The organism is Comamonas sp. JNW (genome assembly GCF_003105075.1).
Classification (GTDB): domain Bacteria; phylum Pseudomonadota; class Gammaproteobacteria; order Burkholderiales; family Burkholderiaceae_C; genus Comamonas; species Comamonas squillarum.
On sequence record NZ_QETI01000003.1, the window covers coordinates 188,842 to 206,451 of the forward strand.

At 63.5% G+C, this 17,610-nt stretch carries 17 protein-coding genes; 7 read left to right on the forward strand and 10 right to left on the reverse strand.

Annotation, left to right across the window (positions count from 1 at the left end; all coding sequences use genetic code 11):
• Positions 1 to 5: 5 nt before the first annotated feature.
• The 7 genes from DCO45_RS06520 to cyoA form a co-directional block, all read right to left on the reverse strand.
• The gene (locus DCO45_RS06520; RefSeq protein ID WP_021026719.1) at positions 6 to 548 is read right to left on the reverse strand and encodes a response regulator transcription factor; all 543 of its coding nucleotides are present in this window, start codon (positions 546 to 548) and stop codon (positions 6 to 8) included.
• Positions 511 to 1,869 (reverse strand): ATP-binding protein, encoded by a 1,359-nt coding sequence (locus tag DCO45_RS06525; RefSeq protein WP_243419264.1) that lies wholly within the window; start codon positions 1,867 to 1,869, stop codon positions 511 to 513. Before DCO45_RS06525 ends, DCO45_RS06520 begins: the two co-directional genes overlap by 38 nt.
• A gap of 106 nt (positions 1,870 to 1,975) precedes the next feature.
• Positions 1,976 to 2,731: an SURF1 family protein gene (locus DCO45_RS06530; RefSeq protein ID WP_116925059.1), complete on the reverse strand. Its 756-nt coding sequence runs from the start codon at positions 2,729 to 2,731 to the stop codon at positions 1,976 to 1,978.
• A 69-nt stretch (positions 2,732 to 2,800) separates the two neighbouring features.
• Complete coding sequence (gene cyoD, locus DCO45_RS06535; protein ID WP_116925060.1) at positions 2,801 to 3,229, reverse strand: cytochrome o ubiquinol oxidase subunit IV; 429 nt, start codon at positions 3,227 to 3,229, stop codon at positions 2,801 to 2,803.
• On the reverse strand, positions 3,230 to 3,853 hold the full coding sequence (cyoC, locus tag DCO45_RS06540; protein ID WP_021026722.1) for a cytochrome o ubiquinol oxidase subunit III: 624 nt from the start codon (positions 3,851 to 3,853) through the stop codon (positions 3,230 to 3,232).
• The gene (cyoB, locus tag DCO45_RS06545; protein ID WP_116925061.1) at positions 3,846 to 5,849 is read right to left on the reverse strand and encodes a cytochrome o ubiquinol oxidase subunit I; all 2,004 of its coding nucleotides are present in this window, start codon (positions 5,847 to 5,849) and stop codon (positions 3,846 to 3,848) included. Before cyoB ends, cyoC begins: the two co-directional genes overlap by 8 nt.
• A gap of 30 nt (positions 5,850 to 5,879) precedes the next feature.
• A complete protein-coding gene (gene cyoA, locus DCO45_RS06550; protein ID WP_116925062.1) occupies positions 5,880 to 6,935 on the reverse strand; it encodes a ubiquinol oxidase subunit II in 1,056 nt (351 codons plus the stop codon).
• A gap of 187 nt (positions 6,936 to 7,122) precedes the next feature.
• On the opposite strand from cyoA, the gene DCO45_RS06555 reads away from it, so the two are divergent.
• Positions 7,123 to 8,475, forward strand: a complete 1,353-nt coding sequence (locus DCO45_RS06555; RefSeq protein ID WP_116925063.1) for an MFS transporter — start codon at positions 7,123 to 7,125, stop codon at positions 8,473 to 8,475.
• Positions 8,476 to 8,609: 134 nt separating this feature from the next.
• On the opposite strand, the gene DCO45_RS06560 is transcribed toward DCO45_RS06555, so the two are convergent.
• Both DCO45_RS06560 and DCO45_RS06565 read right to left on the reverse strand, forming a co-directional pair.
• Positions 8,610 to 10,613 carry a U32 family peptidase gene (locus DCO45_RS06560; RefSeq protein ID WP_116925064.1) on the reverse strand — a complete coding sequence of 668 codons (2,004 nt, stop codon included), beginning with the start codon at positions 10,611 to 10,613 and terminating at the stop codon, positions 8,610 to 8,612.
• A gap of 115 nt (positions 10,614 to 10,728) precedes the next feature.
• The gene (locus DCO45_RS06565) at positions 10,729 to 11,457 is read right to left on the reverse strand and encodes an NUDIX domain-containing protein (RefSeq protein ID WP_116925065.1); all 729 of its coding nucleotides are present in this window, start codon (positions 11,455 to 11,457) and stop codon (positions 10,729 to 10,731) included.
• A gap of 139 nt (positions 11,458 to 11,596) precedes the next feature.
• Between DCO45_RS06565 and DCO45_RS06570 the strand changes: the two genes are divergently transcribed.
• From DCO45_RS06570 to DCO45_RS06595, 6 genes are all read left to right on the forward strand, one after another.
• Entirely contained in the window at positions 11,597 to 12,187 is a 591-nt protein-coding gene (locus tag DCO45_RS06570) for an RNA 2'-phosphotransferase (RefSeq protein WP_116925262.1), read from the forward strand.
• A complete protein-coding gene (locus tag DCO45_RS06575; protein ID WP_116925066.1) occupies positions 12,184 to 12,798 on the forward strand; it encodes an HAD family hydrolase in 615 nt (204 codons plus the stop codon). The genes DCO45_RS06570 and DCO45_RS06575 overlap by 4 nt, the downstream gene beginning before the upstream one ends.
• A 108-nt stretch (positions 12,799 to 12,906) precedes the next feature.
• A complete protein-coding gene (locus DCO45_RS06580; protein WP_116925067.1) occupies positions 12,907 to 13,842 on the forward strand; it encodes an ADP-ribosylglycohydrolase family protein in 936 nt (311 codons plus the stop codon).
• A gap of 65 nt (positions 13,843 to 13,907) precedes the next feature.
• Positions 13,908 to 14,120, forward strand: a complete 213-nt coding sequence (locus tag DCO45_RS06585) for a hypothetical protein (protein ID WP_116925068.1) — start codon at positions 13,908 to 13,910, stop codon at positions 14,118 to 14,120.
• 5 nt (positions 14,121 to 14,125) lie between these two features.
• Complete coding sequence (gene tadA / locus DCO45_RS22905) at positions 14,126 to 15,631, forward strand: tRNA adenosine(34) deaminase TadA (protein WP_165841131.1); 1,506 nt, start codon at positions 14,126 to 14,128, stop codon at positions 15,629 to 15,631.
• A 58-nt stretch (positions 15,632 to 15,689) separates the two neighbouring features.
• Complete coding sequence (locus DCO45_RS06595; protein WP_116925069.1) at positions 15,690 to 16,931, forward strand: PLP-dependent transferase; 1,242 nt, start codon at positions 15,690 to 15,692, stop codon at positions 16,929 to 16,931.
• A 63-nt stretch (positions 16,932 to 16,994) separates the two neighbouring features.
• Here the strand turns inward: DCO45_RS06595 and DCO45_RS06600 are convergent, their stop codons facing one another.
• A complete protein-coding gene (locus DCO45_RS06600; RefSeq protein ID WP_232539665.1) occupies positions 16,995 to 17,609 on the reverse strand; it encodes an arylesterase in 615 nt (204 codons plus the stop codon).
• Position 17,610: the final 1 nt, after the last annotated feature.

Here is a 17,610-nt window from a genome sequence, read left to right on the forward strand (position 1 = left end):
GGTTCTTAACGAACGTGCTGCTTGTCGAGCTTGCGCGCCAGGGTGCGCCGGTGCATGCCCAGGCGGCGCGCGGTCTCGGAGATGTTGAAGCCGGTCTCGGCGAGGGTCTCGTGGATCTTCTCCCACTCCAGCGTCTTGATGGAGGTGGTGGCGGCGGTCAGATCGACTTCGGTGCTGCCTTCGACCCGGCTGAAGGCCGCCTCGATGTCGTCGGTGTTGGAAGGCTTGGCCAGGTAGTGGCAGGCGCCCAGCTTGATGGCCTCCACCGCCGTGGCAATGCTGGCGTAGCCGGTCAGCACCACAATCAGTGCCTCGGGGTTTTGCGCATGCAGCAACTGCACGCAGGACAGGCCCGAGGCGTGGCCGGCCAGCTTCAAGTCCATCACCGCGTACTGAGGGCGCTCGGTCTGCAAGAGTTGCGCCACTTCGTCGGCGCTGCTGGCATGGAGCACGCGGTAGCCACGTCGCTCAAAGGAGCGGCGCAGCGTGCGGGCAAAGGCGGCATCGTCTTCAACCAGGAGTAAGAGGCGTTCTTGGGTTGGCGTCATAGTGTGGTTCGTCATCCAGGGCAATGGAGGCCAGCGGCAGGCTGATGCGCACGGCCGCGCCGCCGCCCAGGTGCTGTTCGCGGTTGCGGGCCTCGACATGGCCGCCCAGCGAGCGGGCCACATTCATCACCAGGAACAGGCCCAGGCCACCGCCAGGGCGCTGTTTGGTGGACTGGTAGGGCTTGCCCAGGTGGGCCAGGATCTCGCTCTTGAAACCCGGGCCGCTGTCGGTCACCTGCAGCACCAGCTGGGCATCGTCCTGCGCGGGGCATTCCACCACAAGCTGGACAAAGCCGGGTGAGGCCTCTAGTGCATTGTCCAGCACATTGAAAATCATCTGTTGCAACGAGGTATCCGAGATGATCGGAATATCGCGCGCGACCTGCTTGCGGTAGACGAAGTTGCCGGGCTGGCGGTGGCTTTGCCACTGCGCGGCGACCCGGTCCATGAAGGTGACCAAGGTGGTGCTCTGCGGCGCGTCGCCGCGCGTCTCACCGGCCGACAGCAGCACGCCGGTGACGATGGATTTGCAGCGCTGCACCTGGTGCTCCATCTCGTGCAGGTCCTCCATCAGTTCGCTGTCTTGCGCGATCGAGGGCATGCGCTGCCAGTCGCCCAGAATCACCGCCAGCGTCGACAGCGGCGTGCCCAGCTCATGGGCGGCGCCGCTGGCCAGCAGGCCCATGCGCACGATGTGCTCCTCTTCGGCCGCGCGCTGGCGCAGGTCGGCCAGGCGCGCATCGCGCAGCTGCAGGTTGGACATGATGCGGTTGATGAAGGAGACCAGCAAGATCGCATTGAGCCCAAAGCTGATCAGCAGCCCCAGCAGGTACAGCGCATGCATGGCGCCACTGCGGTGGCTCATGATCTGCAGCGGCTGGTAGAAAAAGGCCAGCGCCACCGCGCAGCTGCCGGTGACCACCACAATGCCCCAGGCATAGAACGGCTTGAGCAGCACCGCCCCCAAGGTGACCTGGAGCAGGAACAAGGTAATGAAGGGGTTGTTGGCGCCGCCGCTCAGGTAGAGCTGCAGGCTGAGCGCCCCCACATCGGCCAGCAGCGCCACAAACAGATCGCTGGAGGAGATGTCGTGCTGGCGCCAGCGCAGCCACCAGACGCAGATCAGGTTGGTGATGACCAGGCCGGCCAGCACGGCAAACATCTCGTACAGCGGCAGGTAGATGTCAAAGCCCCAGCGGACCAGCGAAATGGTGACCACCTGGCCCACCACCGCCAGCCAGCGCAGCTGGATGAGCAGCTGCATGTTCTGGCGGTCAGTGGTGTGGGTGACCTGAAACGGGGAGGGGATGGACAGTGGCACCGTGCAATTGTGCCGCAGGACTGTGCGGCAGGAATGTGCGGCAGTCGGCAGGCCTTGCGCCTGCCAGTGTTACCGGCGCCGACGGGCGCCGGTAACTGCACCGTGGCTAACGCGCGCCCTTGCGTTTGCGCAGAACCAGCCAGGTGGCGCCCACCACCATCAGGGCCAGGCCATACCAGGTCAGCGCATAGACCAGGTGGTTGTTGACAAAGCGAACCTGCGTGAGCCCTGCGCGTGGCCACTGCTGGCCTTGCAGGTCGCTGGCGCTGCTGCGCTTTTGCTCGCCCACCAGCTCGGCGCTGCCATCGGGCAGGCCTTCGTCGATGAAGAACGGTGCCACCTGCGCCAGGCCCTGCGCCTGTGCAATGGCCTGCACATCGCGCGAGAACCAGCGCTGGGCTTGCGGGTCGTTGTCGCGCAGAAAGCCGCCCTTGGGCTCGGTAGCGCGCAGCAAGCCGGTCACGCTGACCTCGCTCGTGGGCGTCGCTGCTGTGAGCTGCGGGCCGCCTGCCCAGTCACGGCGCAAGGCGTCGGGCACAAAGCCGCGGTTGACCAGCACCTGGCTGCCATCGGCACGCTGCAGCGGCGTGAGCACCCAAAAGCCCGAACCCAGCGCCGTGGTGGCCTGGGTCAGCACGGTCTTGTCCGTCAGCCACTGGCCTTGCAGCTGGCTGGGCTGGTATTCCAGCGCCTTGGCGTCGAGCTGGGGCCAGCTGGCTACTGCGGGGACGGGTTGGGGCGCGCTGTGCACCCGGCGCTCGACCCGCTCGATGAGGTCGAGCTTCCACTGCAGGCGGTAGACCTGCCAGGTGCCCAAGGCGCAAAAGCCCAAGAACAAGGCGATGCCCACGGTTGCGAGCATCGCCTGAAAAAGTGCGGAATGCCGGGGCTGGCCCTGTGCATTCCGTTGCGTTTCGTTGGTCAAAACAGCTTAGTGGTTGGTGTGGCCTTCGCTGGCAGCAGGTTGCTGCTGGGTCACGGCGGCCGGGTTGTGGTTGTGGCCAGGCATCATGTTGGTGTTCATGTGGTACATGACCCACAAGGTACCGGCCAGGGTCACGGCCACGAACACGATGGTGAAGATGGTGGACATCAGGGTCCAGCCGCCTTCGATCTTGCCGTTCATGTGCAGGAAGTAGACCATGTGCACGATGATCTGCACGACCGCGAAGAAGGCGATCACGACCACGGTGGTGGTGCGGTTCTCAAACACATCGCCCATCACCACAGCGAAGGGGATGGCCGTCAGGATGATCGACAGGAAAAAGCCGATCATGTAGCCCGAGAAGGTGCTGTGTGGGCCGTCGTCATGACCGTGGTCATCGTGGCCGTGTGCTGCGTGGTTATGTTGTGCGCTCATTTACAGCACTCCCATCAAATATACGAAGGAGAAGACGCCGATCCAGACCACGTCCAAGAAGTGCCAGAACATCGACAGGCACATCAGGCGGCGGTTGTTCTCGCGGGTCAGGCCGTGCTTGCCGATTTGCAGCAGCAGCACCACCAGCCACACCAGACCAAAGGTCACGTGCAGACCGTGGGTGCCCACCAGTGCAAAGAAGGCCGACATCGCAGCGCTGCTCTGCGGGCCAGCGCCCACATGGATCAGGTGGTGGAACTCATACAGTTCCACGCCCAGGAAACCGGCGCCGAACAGCATGGTGATGATCAGCCAGACGACGGTGCCCTTGACCGAGCCCTTTTGCTTGGCCAGCATGGCAAAGCCGAAGGTGATGGACGACAGCAGCAGCAAGGCGGTGTTGATGGCCACCAGGCTCAGGTCGAACAGCTCGGCGCCACCTGCACCGCCTGCATAGTTGCGGCCCAGCGCGCCATAGGTGGCGAAGAGGGCAGCAAAGATCAGGCAGTCGCTCATCAGGTAGAGCCAGAAGCCCAGAGCGGTGCCATTTTCAACGTGCGGTTCTTCCTTGAGGAAGTAGTCACGGGTACCGGTCGCGCCGGCGAGGGTGTTGTGATTAGACATGGCGGGCCAACAGTTGGGTACGTTCTTCTTCGGTGGCTGCTACTTCGCTTGCAGGGATGTAGTAGTCACGCTTGTAGTTGAAGGTGTGGATGATCGAAGCCAACACGATGCCGGCAAAGCTGATGCCTGCGATCCACCACATGTGCCAGATCATCGCGAAGCCGAAGACCAGGGCGATCATCGAGATCACGAAGCCGGCGCCGGTGTTCTTGGGCATGTGGATTTCCACGAAACCGTCGAGTTTGCGCTTGTAGCTGTGCTTCTTCATGTCCCACCAGGCGTCGCTGTCATGCACGGCTGGCGTGAAGGCGAAGTTGTACTGGGGAGGAGGCGACGAGGTGGCCCATTCCAGGGTACGGCCGTTCCAGCAGTCACCGGTCACATCACGCAGCTGGTCGCGCTTGAGGTAGCTGACGAACAGTTGGATGAAGAAGCAGGCGATACCCAGCGCGATCAGCACGGCACCGAAGGCAGCGATGATGAAATAGATCTGCAGCGAGGTGTCTTCGTAGTGGTTGACGCGGCGGGTCACACCCATCAGACCCAGCACGTACAGCGGGGTGAACGCAACCCAGAAGCCGAAGAACCAGAACCAGAACGATGCCTTGCCCCAGAACTCGTCGAGGCGGTAGCCGAAGGCCTTGGGGTACCAGTAGTTGATACCGGCGAACACGGCAAACACGACGCCACCAATGATCACGTTGTGGAAGTGGGCGATCAGGAACAGCGAGTTGTGCAGCACGAAGTCAGCAGGCGGCACGGCCAGCAGCACACCGGTCATACCACCGATGGTGAAGGTCAGCATGAAGCCCACGGTCCACAGCATGGGCACGGTGAACTTGATGCGGCCACGGTACATCGTGAACAGCCAGTTGAAGATCTTGGCGCCGGTCGGGATCGAGATGATCATCGTCGTGATGCCGAAGAACGAGTTCACGCTGGCACCGGACCCCATGGTGAAGAAGTGGTGCAGCCACACCAGCCAGGACAGGATGGTGATACACACGGTCGCATACACCATCGAGGTGTAGCCGAACAGGCGCTTGCGCGAGAAGGTCGCAACGATTTCAGAGAACACACCGAACGCAGGCAGGATCAGGATGTAGACCTCTGGGTGGCCCCAGATCCAGATCAGGTTCACATACAGCATGGGGTTGCCGCCCAGCTCGTTGGTGAAGAAGTTGGTGCCGACGTAGCGGTCCAAGGTCATCAGCACCAGCACAGCGGTCAGGATCGGGAACGAAGCCACGATCAGCGCGTTGGTGCACAGCGAGGTCCAGGTGAAGATAGGCATCTTCATCAGGTTCATGCCAGGCGCGCGCATCTTGATGATGGTCACAATCAGGTTGATACCGGACAAGGTCGTCCCGACCCCGGCAATCTGCAGTGCCCAGATGTAGTAATCCAGACCCACGCCCGGGTGGTATTCGCCCAGACCCGACAGGGCCAGCCAGCCCAGCGTGGAGAACTCACCGACGAACAGCGAGGCCATCACCAGCACGGCGCCGGAGGTGGTCATCCAGAAGCTGAAGTTGTTCAGGAACGGGAAGGCCACGTCACGCGCACCGATTTGCAGCGGCACCAGATAGTTCATCAGGCCGGTCACAAAAGGCATGGCCACGAAGAAGATCATGATCACGCCGTGGGCGGTGAAGATCTGGTCATAGTGGTGCGGGGGCAGGTAGCCCATCGATTCACCGGCGGCCAGCGCCTGCTGGCCACGCATCATGATCGCGTCGGCAAAGCCGCGCAGGAACATGACCAGGCCCAGGATCATGTACATGATCCCGATGTTCTTGTGGTCGATTGAGCAGATCCAGTTCTTCCACAGCGGACCCCAAAGCTTGAACTTGGTGATACCGGCGACGACCACGAGGCCGCCCAGGACCACGGCGATGAAGGTCCACAACACGATGGGCTCATGCACCATCGGTATGTCATTCCATGTCAGCCGCCCGAGGAGCGGGTCATGGCTTACGTTTGTAGCTACGGACATATTGAGTCTCTTTGAAAATTCTCGATGGGGTTACTGCGCCACGGGGGTGCCAGGCGCTGGCTCGCCCAGGGAGGCGACCACGGCAGGGGCGTTGGCCACCGTGCACACGTCGTCCTCAGGGATCAGCGAAACACTCTTGCCTGCAGCTGCACGGGCCTTCATGTTGGCCATCGCATCCTTGGCCATGATCTCGTCCATGCACATCTTGCCCGCTTCAACGCAGCGGTTGAGCACGGCGTGGTACAGGGTGCTGTCGACGGTGCTGAACAGGCGCACAGGATCGCGCTCGCTGGGCTTTTCCAGCTTCACGTATTCAGCACGGTCCAAGGTAGCGCCTTCGGTCTTGGCCTTTTGCACCCAGGCGTCGAAGTCACCATTGCTCAGGCCGTGGAACTTGAAGGTCATGCCGGCAAAGCCCGAGCCGCTGTAGTGCGAGCTCATGCCCTTGTACACGCCAGGCTTGTTGATCACGGCGTTCAACTGCGTCTGCATCGATGGCATGGCATAGATCATGCCGGCCAGGTCAGGCACGTAGAACGCGTTCATCGTGGTGGTGGCGGTCAGCTTGAAGCGGATCGGACGGTCCACGGGCGCAGCCAGCTCGTTGATGGTGGCAATGCCTTGCTCGGGGTAGATGAACAGCCACTTCCAGTCCATGGCCACGACTTCGACCTCCAGCGGCTTGACGTCTGCAGCCAGTGGGCGGTTGGCGTCAATGCGGTCCAGAGGACGGTAGGGGTCGAGCTTGTGGGTGTAGATCCAGGTCAGGGCGCCCAGCGCGATGATGATCAGCAGAGGAACGGACCAGATCACCAACTCCAGCACCGTCGAGTGGTGCCACTCGGGATCGTAGTCGGCGGGCTCATTGCTTTCGCGGTACTTGAACGCGAACAAGAGGATCAGCACGATCACCGGAACGATGATGATCAGCATCAGCAACGTGGCGATGATCACCAGATTGCCGGACTGCGCCGCCACGTCACCCGCAGGGTTGAGAACGACGGTATTACAGCCTGCAAGGCTGGCGGCAACCAGTAACGCCGCAACGAGCCGTGAGGGCCCGCGAAGTTTGTTGAGATCAGGCATGCGAAAGGGCACGGCTAGCGCGCTTAGGTATAAACATGGATTGCAAAATCCCCCCAAATGTAAATGCTAGAGGCAGGCCTGTCGATTGGACATTTTGTCCTACGCCCTCTCAGAAAGTACCCAGCTAGGCTCCTGGTAAAGGTACGGTCTCAGCAGGCCGGTAACAGCTTGAGGAAGGAGCTTTTGTATGAGTAGTCTCGGTTACACAGCATCTCCTGTCGGCGGCACCCCCGGTGCTGATCCCCGTCCCCGTGCCCATTCTGAAGAAGATGTAACACCTGGCGAGATCGCGGTCGGGGTGATTATCGGCCGTTCGTCAGAGTATTTTGATTTTTTCGTATTTGGCATAGCGGCGGTCTTGGTCTTTCCAAGCGTCTTTTTTCCCAACTTTTCTCAGCTCAATGGCACGTTGCTGTCATTTGCGGTGTTTTCCATCGCTTTTGTCGCCAGACCGGTCGGCACCGCCATCTCGATGGCCATTCAGCGCCGCTGGGGACGTGCCGCCAAAATGACAGTGGCCCTGTTTTTACTGGGCGTTTCCACGGTTGGTATCGCTTTTTTACCCGGGTATGACGTACTGGGCCGCACCGCCATCTGGCTGCTGGCGCTGTTCCGCTTTGCCCAGGGTCTGGCGCTGGGCGGCTCCTGGGATGGGCTGCCGTCGCTGCTGGCGATGAACGCGCCGAGCAACCGCCGAGGCTGGTACGCGATGATCGGCCAGCTGGGCGCGCCACTGGGCTTTGTGCTGGCTGCCGGCCTGTTCGCCTACTTGTACAGCGCGCTGTCGAAGGCCGAGTTCCTCAGCTTTGGCTGGCGCTATCCGTTCTATGTCGCTTTTGCGGTGAACGTGGTGGCCCTGTTTGCCCGGCTGCAACTGGTGCTGGGCCAGAGCTACACCCAGGCGATGCAGGAGCGCGAGCTGGAACCCGTCAGCGTCACCCGCCTGATCGACGAGGAGGGCAGCCATGTGGCGATCGGCGCTTTTGCCGCGCTGGCCAGCTTTGCGCTGTTCCACCTGGTCACCGTGTTTCCGCTGTCCTGGATTTCGCTCTATTCGGACCAGCCCATCGCCCATGTGCTGGGGGTGCAGATTCTGGGGGCCTTCTGCGCGGCGCTGGCCATTGTGGCCTCGGGCAAGCTGGCAGACAGTTTTGGCCGGCGCAATACCCTGGGCGCGATGGCGGTGCTGATTGCGCTGTTCAGCCTGGCTACGCCCAAGCTGCTGTCCAGTGGCGTGACCGGTAACAATATCTTCATCATCGTCGGCTTTGTGCTGCTGGGCCTGTCCTACGGCCAGTCGTCCGGCACGGTCACCGCCAACTTCTCGGCGCGCTATCGTTACACCGGCGCGGCACTGTCTACCGACATGGCCTGGCTGGTGGGCGCGGCCTTTGCACCGCTGGTGGCGCTGGGCTTGTCAGCCAAGTTCGGCCTGATCGCTGTGTGCCTTTATCTGCTGTCGGGTGCCGTCTGTACCTTGGCGGCCCTGGGCATCAACCGTGCACTGGAGTCGCGCGAAAGCGCCGAGGCCAGCACCTGACCGGTTTTATCAAGGGACTGCCCATTGCGGACAGCCGGGACGAAGGATTGACCTGAGCTCCTGGGCCTTGGTGAAAAAAAAGCTGCAAAGCTTGGCTTCTGCAGCTTTTTTCTTGATGCGGGCGGCTGGCCTGCTCAAGTACGCACCACCGCAGGCCTGGTGCGGTAGAACTGCATTGGGAACTCCTGCATCTCCTTGGCATGCTGGTTGATGACCGAGCGCTTCATCTTGCCGACCACATGCATCTCGCAGGGCTTGCAGTCAAAGCGCAGGGTCAGCTTTTCCTTGCCATTGATCAGCTGCAGGGGCTCGGCCTTGATGGTGCCCTTGACGCCGATGACGCCCTTGGCCTGCTTGGGGCACAGGCTCATCGAGAAGCGCACGCAGTGCTTGGTGATCATCAGCGAGACTTCGCCTTCCTCTTCCTTGCTCTCGTAGGCCGCGTCGATCACCTTGACGCCATGCTTCACATAGAAGTCATGCGCCTTCTGGTTGAACACATTGGACAGATAGGTCAGCGTGTCCTCCGGGAAGGGCGCGGGTGGCTCCACCGGTAGCGCGCGCGGCAGGCGCACAAAGCCGGCCTCGCGGGCGGCTTCGAGCGCAGCCACGGCATCGCGGCGCAGCTGGTTCAGTGCGGATGCCGGGATGAACCAGGGCTGGTCCAGCTGCAGGCTGATGTCGTGCACCGAGAAAATGGTGGCGCCAAAGCGGCCCAGCTGGTCGCGCAGGGTGGCCTCGGCCCGCTCGCTGTCGGTGGCGGCTTGGTGCGGCTGCACCAGGCTCGCGCTGCCGACAAAGCCGTCGTCATCGGTCAAGGTCAATGCAAAGCCGTCCGGGGTTTGGCTCAGCTGGGCCCAGAGGCCAATGCGGCGCTCGCTGGATTTCTTGTCCAGGGTGCGCACCCAGGCCATGTCGCGGTTGCGGTTCACTTCCAGGCCCTTGCGCAGGTCCTTGAAGCCGGCGATCGGGTCCTTGGGGAACACACGCCACAGCGATTTCTTTGCATCTACGGACTCGGCGCGGTTGATCTGCATGCCAACCAGTTCTTTTTGCAGGTCGTAGTAGCACAGGCCGTCGCCGTTGTGCAGCACGGTGTCGCCGCTGGAGGCTTCGAGCTCGACAAAGTTCTCCCCCACCTTCGTGACCCAGCCGATCGCGCGGCCCGGGGTCTTGGGGGTGTCAAAGGCGCCAATATCGTCCTTGCGGCCGTTGACAAAGTAATCGGTGAACTCGCGGTTGAAGTTCTGGTCCGGATCGGGCGTGAAGCTGAAGTTGGTCCGGCCCGAGGACGAGCGCGCCAGTGGCGCCTCGGAAAACTCGCGCTCTTCGATGATCTCGTCGAGCAGCTTGCGGTAGTGGGCGGTAATGTTCTTCACATAGCCCATGTCCTTGTAGCGCCCCTCGATCTTGAAGCTGCGCACCCCTGCATCGATCAGTGCGCGCAGGTTGTCGCTCTGGTTGTTGTCCTTCATCGACAGCACATGCTTTTCATGCGCAATGATGCGGCCCTGGGCGTCCAGCACCTCATAGGGCAGGCGGCAGGCCTGGTTGCAATCGCCCCGGTTGGCGCTGCGGCCGGTGTGGGCGTGGGTGATGTAGCACTGGCCCGAGTAGGCCACGCACAAGGCGCCATGCACAAAGAACTCAATCGTCGTGCGGGCCGGGTCGGTGGCGGCGCGCACGGCGGCGATCTGTTGCAGATCCAGCTCACGCGCCACCACGATCTGCGACAGGCCGGCATCCTGCAGAAAGCGGGCTTTCTCGGGTGTGCGGATATCGCTTTGGGTCGAGGCATGCAACTGGATCGGGGGCAGGTCCAGCTCCAGCAGGCCCATGTCCTGGATGATCAGCGCGTCCGCCCCGGCCTCGTAGACCTGCCAGGCCATCTGGCGCGCGCCTTCCAACTCATCGTCGCGCAAGATGGTGTTGAGCGTGATGAAGATGCGGCTGCCAAAGCGGTGCGCATGTTTGATCAGGCGCTCCAGGTCGCGGATGTCATTGCCCGCCGTGGCGCGCGCGCCAAAGGCCGGCCCTCCGATATAGACGGCATCGGCGCCATGGTTGATCGCTTCAATCCCGATATCGGCATCGCGGGCCGGGGAGAGCAGTTCGAGCTGGTGGGGCAGGAGGGACATAGGGGCAGGATTATCTCAGGTCGCTGCAGGAGGGCCGCTGCGCTCGGAGATAAGCTGACTGCAGTGCCAGCCCAAGCACCATGCAGACCCGGTTTAGTCCTTGGGTCAGCCCGGTTCAGCCGCGCGGGCTGAAGGTGCGCGGAAACACCACCGGCGCGCTGCGGTCGGCCAGGCGGTAGCCCATGGCCGGGCGGTTGGAGGGCCCCTCGACATGCCCAGCCTCCTGCAAAAATTGCGCTGCCAGCATGCGGGTGCGAAAGCCGCTCTTGTCTACCGGCCGTCCCAGCACTGTCTCGTACACCTGTTGGAGCTGGGGCAGGGTAAAGGGCTCGGGCAGCAAAAAGGCGGGCAGAGAGGTGTACTCGACCTTGCCGCGCAGTCGCTCGGCGGCAGCGCGCAGGATCTCGCTGTGGTCAAAGGCGAGAGGGGGGCCATCGCAGATGGCATCGACCTCGAACCAGGCCACATCGGCCGCATTAGCGCCCTTGGCCAAGGTCAAGGGCTGCGCAGCTATCAACGCAAAGTAGACATGGGTGGCCGACCAGCCACGCGGGTCCCGGCTGCGCCCGCCCCAGCTGCCCAGCTGCTCCAGGTAGGGGCTGGCGACATTGGTCTTCTCGCGCAGCTTGCGGTTGGCGCAGGCCTGCAGATCGCTGTCCTGCGCCACGTCGACAAAGCCCCCAGGCAGCGCCCACCGCCCGGGGAAGGGCTCGGAGCTTGAGACCGGCCGCTGCACCAGCAAGACCTTCAAGGCCCCGTCCACCACGCTGAAAATCACCACATCCACGGTGGTATAGGGCCGTACAAAATCAACGGGTTGGTGGCTGGCAGCGGTGGAGGCCATAGAAAAACCTTGACGGATAGGAAAGCGAGTTGTATTGTACAACTCATTTAAGTTGCTCAATACAACTTACAGTCTGAAGGTGTGGTGCAGGCTGGACGACTGCACTCTAATAGATGCATAACTACAAAAAGGATAGATGATGACTTTTGAACAACCAACCAAAGACACCCCGGTCGGCGAGCAGTCCACCACCATGACCCGCCGCAGCAAGCTGCTCAGCCTGGTGCTGCGCCACAGCCCGCAGACCATTGGCCTTGAGCTTGACGAGGCCGGCTGGGCGCATACGGACGAACTGCTCGCCTGCCTGGCCCGCAGTGGCAAAGCCATGAGCCCGGTGCAATTGCAGGCAGTGGTGGCAAGCTGCGCCAAGCAGCGCTTTGCCTTCAGCGAGGACGGCAAGCGCATCCGTGCCAACCAGGGGCATTCGGTAACCATCGAGCTGCAATTGGTCCCCAGCACCCCACCGGATGCGCTCTACCACGGCACGGCAACCCGTTTTCTTGACGCGATCCTGGCGCAAGGCTTGCAACGCCAAAAGCGCCACCATGTTCACCTGTCCGCCAGCATCGAGACGGCTGGCGCAGTTGGGCGGCGCCACGGCAAGCTGGCCTTGCTGCGGGTGGATGCGGCGGGCATGGTCGCCAATGGCCATGTGTTCTATTGCTCGGACAATGGTGTCTGGTTGACCGACGCCGTGCCCGTGACCTACCTGCAGAGGCTGGACGAATGAGCGGCCATCGCGTATTGGCGCTGGATGCCGATGGCGTGCTGCTCGACTACAACCTGGCCTATGCCACTGCCTGGCGGCGTGCTTTTGGCCGCTACCCTGACTTGCGCAACCCCCATGCCTACTGGGCGGCAGACCGCTGGGATGTGGAGCGGTTGAGCGGCGAGGCGCTGCACCGGTTTCGCGCAGGCTTTGATGCGCAGTTCTGGTCCGCCCTGCCTGCCGTACCCGGTGCGCTCGCGGCATGCCAGCAACTGGAGGCCGCCGGCTTTGAGCTGGTGTGCCTGACTGCTCTGCAGCCCCATTTTGCCCAGGCACGGCTTGGCAACCTGCAGGCCCTCGGCTTTCCGATTGGGCGGGTGATTGCGACTGGTAGCGATGCCAGTGGCGGCAGCCCCAAAGCCGCAGCGCTGGCCCAGCTTAAGCCGCTGGCCTTGGTGGATGACTATCTACCGAACTTTGCAGGGTTGCCCGAAGGCATCCATGGCGCACTGGTACTGCGCGAACCCGATGGCAGCCCCAACTGCGGACCGGCACTGCAACAACTGCATTCCACCCATGCCAGCCTGGCCGCGTTTGCGCACTCGTGGCTGGCTCAGAGACAAGAGAACTGATATGAAACACACCAACCACGTCCAACTGCCTGCGTTGGCGCGGCGCGCAGATAGCGTAGATGCGTTCGTCATGTTGGCGCGCGCGCAGCTGCCCACCGGAGGCCAGTGATGACGCCAACTCAGGACCGTTTTCAAGGCGCACTGCTGGGGCTGGCCTGCGGTGACGCGGTGGGCACCACGGTCGAGTTTCAGCCGCGCGGTAGCTTTGTGCCGCTGACGGACATGCTGGGCGGGGGCCCGTTCTCGCTGCGCGCGGGCCAGTGGACCGATGACACCTCGATGGCGCTGTGCCTGGCCGAGAGCCTGGTCACCAAAGGTGATTGCGACCCGGCCGACCAGATGGCGCGCTATGCCAACTGGTACCAGTGGGGCTACTGGAGTTCCACCGGCCATTGCTTTGACATTGGCATGACCACGCGAGAAGCGGTGCAGCGGTTTTTGTTGACTGGCGAGCCCCTGGCTGGCAGCACCGACCCGCACAGCGCTGGCAATGGCTCGATCATGCGGCTAGCACCTGTGGCGCTGCGCTTTAGCGGTGATGCGCAGCATCTGCAAGACAAGGCAGCGCTCAGCTCGCAAACCACGCATGGCGCGGCCGAGTGCCTGGATGCCTGCAGCCTGCTGGCGGTCGCCATCGCCCGCGCGTTGCAGGGGCGGCCCAAACACGATGTGCTGGCATTGTCGGATCTGCCGCTGGCCAGCCCCCAGCTGCAGCAGATTGCACAGGGCCATTACCTGGCCAAAAGCCGGGACGACATCCACGGTTCGGGCTATGTGGTGCGTAGCCTCGAAGCGGCGCTGTGGTGCTTTGCCAGGCATGACTGCTTGGAGGACGCGGTGCTGGAGGCCGCGAATCTGGGCGACGATGCCGATACCACGGCAGCCATCACCGGGCAGCTGGCCGGCGCCTTCTGGGGCGAGCAGGGCATACCGCGCCACTGGCTGCAGCGCCTGCACCTGGCCGATGAGATCCGGGCGCTGGCTGTGCAGCTGTGGCAGGCCAACCAGGGCTTGCCTGCCACTGGCTGCGATGCCGCGCGATAATCAGACCGCATACGGTATGGAGGGAGGATGCTATGCGTGCGGTATTGGGTTTGGCAGGCTTACTGATGGTGATGGCAATTGTGGCGCTGCTGATGAAGCAGAACATGGGCGTGACGAAGGCGCCCGCGCCCGCCGCCGTCGAAGGCGTGCGCGTGCCGCAGATTGACACCAGCAAAGATGTGAATGCACAAAGCCGGCAGATCCAGCAGCAGGTGCAGGACCAGCTGAACCAGGCGGTGCAGCAGGATGCGCAGCGCCTGAAACAAGCCGAAGAGTGACGGCGATGGCCGACAGCCTCGTCCCCGCCAGCACCGGCGGCCAGCTGCCCCCCCAGCCTGTTGACGCGCACTGGATGCGCGCTGCGCTGGAGCAGGCACGTGCCGCCGCCGAGGCAGGCGAAGTGCCCGTGGGTGCCGTGGTGGTGCGTGACGGCCAGATCGTCGGCCGGGGTTTTAACCACCCGATTGGCGTGCATGACCCCAGCGCCCATGCCGAGATCGAGGCCCTGCGCGATGCGGCCAAGCGCCTGGGCAATTACCGGCTCGATGGCTGTGCCTTGTATGTCACTTTGGAGCCTTGCGCGATGTGCGCCGGTGCCATCTTGCATGCGCGCCTGGACCGCGTGGTCTGGGGCGCTGCCGAGCCGCGTACCGGTGCCGGGGGATCGGTGCTGGACCTGTTTGCGCAGGCTGCACTGAACCACCACACGGCGGTGACCGCGGGTGTGCTGGCGCACGAGGCTGCAGCCCTGCTCACCGAATTTTTTGGCAAGCGCCGCGTGCAGCAAAAGCAGCAGGCGCTGGCCAGCCACCCGCTGCGTGACGACGCACTGCGCACGCCCGATGCGCTGTTTGCGCCCGCATTGGACTGCGCCTGCCCCAGCTGCTTTTACAGCGAGTGGCCGGCTTTGGGCGGCCTGCGCCTGCATACCAAAGACAGCGCGGGCCAAAACCCACCGCCAGCCGCCGCTGCCCGGCAATGGCTGCTGCTGCCCGGCCTGCCGGCGCAGCAAGGGCTGTTTCGCGAACTGGCCGCTGGCCTGGCCGCGCGCGGTGACCGCGTGGTGGCACCCGATTGGCTGGGCCTGGGGCGCAGCGACAAGCCCAAAAAGGACAATCGCCTGGGCGATGCCCAGCAACTGGCGATGCTGCAAGACCTTGTCTACCAGTTGCATCTGGAGGGCGAACAGGGCCTGGTCGTCGTTGCCCATGGCGATGCCGCGCGCCTGGCCCAGGCGTTGGTGGCACAGCAGGCTGCGCTGGGCAAGCCGGTGCAGGGGCTATGGCTGATCAACCCGCCGAATCCCGCAGCGCCGAGCGCCGACTACCGCCTCTGGCTGGAGCAATTGGCGCGCAAACCGGCGCTGGGCATTGCCGCTGCGCTGGGCACCAGCGCGGTCGATGCTGCGATGGATGCGGACCGCCAGCAATGGGCGGCGCAGTTCCCCGACAAGGGCTACCGCGCAGGGCTGCGCGCCTGGGCACGCGATGCCTTGGCGGCGCTGGATGCGCCCGTTGTGATGCCAAGCGCATCAGCGCCAGCGCTTCCTGTGCTGGTCAGCCTGGGCGAGCAAGCCCGCTGGTGGCCGGCACCTGCGCAGGGACTGGAGGCCTGGCTGGCAGCAGTCGCTACAGCGGCAGGCGGCGCCGGGCCGCTGGCTTGGCAGCGCTGCGCAGGCGGTGACTGGCTGCCGCTGCAAAACAGCGCGGCACTGCTGCAGGCCAGCCGCTTCTTTGATGCGGGTGCCGAGGCCGCAGCGCTGGGCTTGGTGGCGGCGGCTTGGCGCTGAGCCTATCTGCTGCACAATAGCCCGCAGCTGTTCCGTTTTCTGACCGACTTTTTTTGCTATGAGCTCCACCCCCAAACACCAGGCACCGATCACCGGCATCATCCACCACCCCTACACCGCCGATGCGCCCTTTGCAGCGCCGCAGCCCGGCGTGTTCAAGGCATCGAGCGTGTTCTTTCCCAACGTGGCGGCAATGCGCAGCTGGGACTGGAAGGACAAGAGCGCCTTCACCTACGGCCTGCACGGCACGCCCACCACCTACATTCTGGAAGAGCGCATTGCCACCTTGGAAGGCGGCAGCCACTGCGTGCTGGTGCCCAGCGGCCTGGCATCGATCTCGGTGATTGGCCTGGCGTTGCTCAAGAGCGGCGACCATGTGCTGCTGCCCGACAACGTCTATGGCCCGAGCAAGGGCTTTGCCGAGAGCGAGCTGCAGCGCTTTGGCGTCAGCATCGGCTACTACGACCCGATGCGGGTGGACCATTGCGCCAGCCTGATCCAGGACAACACCCGCCTGGTGTGGCTGGAGGCGGCCGGCTCGGTCAGCATGGAATTCCCCGATTTGCTGGGTCTTGTGCGCCTGTGCAAGGAAAAAGGCATTGCCACGGCGCTGGACAACACCTGGGGCGCGGGCCTGGCCTTCAACTGCTTTGACCTGGATGGCGACGGCAGCTACCGCCTGGGCGTGGATGTGTCGGCGCATTCGCTCACCAAGTACCCCAGCGGCGGCGGCGATGTGCTGATGGGCTCCATCGTGTCGCGGGATGCAGCCGTGCACCGCAAGGTGCAGGCCACGCATATGCACCTGGGCCTGGGCGTGGGAGTGAACGATATCGAAACCGTGCTGCGCAGCCTGCCCAGCCTGGCGCTGCGCTACCACGCGCAAGATGCGGCAGCCCGGCAGTTGGCCGCCTTCATGGCCGAGCAGCCCGCCGTGGTGCAGCTGCTGCACCCAGCCTTTGCCGGCTCGCCCGGCCATGCGCATTGGCAGCAGCTCTGTGGCGCGGGCAGCGTGGCGGGCAAGCAGGGCGCAGCCGCAGGACTCTTTAGCGTGGTGATCGATCCGCGCTACAGCCAGCAGCAGATCGACCTGTTCTGCGAGAGCCTGCGCCTGTTCAAGTTGGCCTACAGCTGGGGCGGCCCGATCAGTCTGGTGGTGCCCTACAAGATCAGCAGCATGCGCGCGCTGGGCGAGTCCCAGCTGCAGCCGGGTACGGTAGTGCGCTTTTCGATCGGGCTCGAAGATGCCAACGACCTGCAGCAGGATCTGGCGCAAGCGCTGCAAAAAGCCTTTGGCTAAGAACCTGTTCTAAGGGGTAGGGCTAGCCGCATAAATGCCGCCAGCACCGCGCTGGCGGCATTTTTATTTCATCAGCTTTTGCAGCTCGGGCCAGACATTGGCCAGCAGCTGCGGGTGGGCGCTGGCCAATGGGTGGATGCGGTCGGCCTGGAAGTTCTTTTCCGCGTTGGGCACATCGGCCACGCCGTGCAGCAAGAAGGGCACGACAGCGGTTTTCTTCTCGCGCGCCAGGCTGGTGAAGACCTGGGCAAAGTCCGTGGTGTACTTGCTGCCGTAGTTGGGCGGCACCTGCATGCCCAGCAGCAGCACCTGGGCGCCAGCCTTTTGGGCGCTTTCCACCATCGCTGCCAGGTTGGCCCGGGTGCTGGCCAGCGGCAGGCCGCGCAGCGCATCGTTGGCCCCCAGCTCCAGCACGACGATGCCGGGCTTGTGCTGCGTCAGCAGCTGGCCAAAGCGGGCCCGGCCGCCGGCGGTGGTGTCGCCGCTTATGCTGGCGTTGTGCACCTGGTAGGCGCCTGCGTTTTTGCTTTGTTCGAGCTTGTCCTGCAGCAGCGCCACCCAGCCGGTGCCGCGGGCAATGCCGTATTCGGCGCTGATCGAGTCGCCCACCACCAAAATCGTGGCAGGCGCCTGTGGTGCAGCAGCCTGTGCTGTAAAACCTATAGCGATGGAGGTCATC

Coding starts and splice junctions, on each gene's coding strand:
- DCO45_RS06520 (WP_021026719.1), bottom strand. CDS start 548: ATGACGCCAACCCAAGAACGCCTCTTACTCCTGGTTGAAGACGATGCC.
- DCO45_RS06530 (WP_116925059.1), bottom strand. CDS start 2,731: ATGCTCGCAACCGTGGGCATCGCCTTGTTCTTGGGCTTTTGCGCCTTG.
- cyoD (WP_116925060.1), bottom strand. CDS start 3,229: ATGAGCGCACAACATAACCACGCAGCACACGGCCACGATGACCACGGT.
- cyoC (WP_021026722.1), bottom strand. CDS start 3,853: ATGTCTAATCACAACACCCTCGCCGGCGCGACCGGTACCCGTGACTAC.
- cyoB (WP_116925061.1), bottom strand. CDS start 5,849: ATGTCCGTAGCTACAAACGTAAGCCATGACCCGCTCCTCGGGCGGCTG.
- cyoA (WP_116925062.1), bottom strand. CDS start 6,935: ATGCCTGATCTCAACAAACTTCGCGGGCCCTCACGGCTCGTTGCGGCG.
- DCO45_RS06555 (WP_116925063.1), top strand. CDS start 7,123: ATGAGTAGTCTCGGTTACACAGCATCTCCTGTCGGCGGCACCCCCGGT.
- DCO45_RS06560 (WP_116925064.1), bottom strand. CDS start 10,613: ATGTCCCTCCTGCCCCACCAGCTCGAACTGCTCTCCCCGGCCCGCGAT.
- DCO45_RS06565 (WP_116925065.1), bottom strand. CDS start 11,457: ATGGCCTCCACCGCTGCCAGCCACCAACCCGTTGATTTTGTACGGCCC.
- DCO45_RS06570 (WP_116925262.1), top strand. CDS start 11,597: ATGACTTTTGAACAACCAACCAAAGACACCCCGGTCGGCGAGCAGTCC.
- DCO45_RS06575 (WP_116925066.1), top strand. CDS start 12,184: ATGAGCGGCCATCGCGTATTGGCGCTGGATGCCGATGGCGTGCTGCTC.
- DCO45_RS06580 (WP_116925067.1), top strand. CDS start 12,907: ATGACGCCAACTCAGGACCGTTTTCAAGGCGCACTGCTGGGGCTGGCC.
- DCO45_RS06585 (WP_116925068.1), top strand. CDS start 13,908: ATGGTGATGGCAATTGTGGCGCTGCTGATGAAGCAGAACATGGGCGTG.
- tadA (WP_165841131.1), top strand. CDS start 14,126: ATGGCCGACAGCCTCGTCCCCGCCAGCACCGGCGGCCAGCTGCCCCCC.
- DCO45_RS06595 (WP_116925069.1), top strand. CDS start 15,690: ATGAGCTCCACCCCCAAACACCAGGCACCGATCACCGGCATCATCCAC.
- DCO45_RS06600 (WP_232539665.1), bottom strand. CDS start 17,609: ATGACCTCCATCGCTATAGGTTTTACAGCACAGGCTGCTGCACCACAG.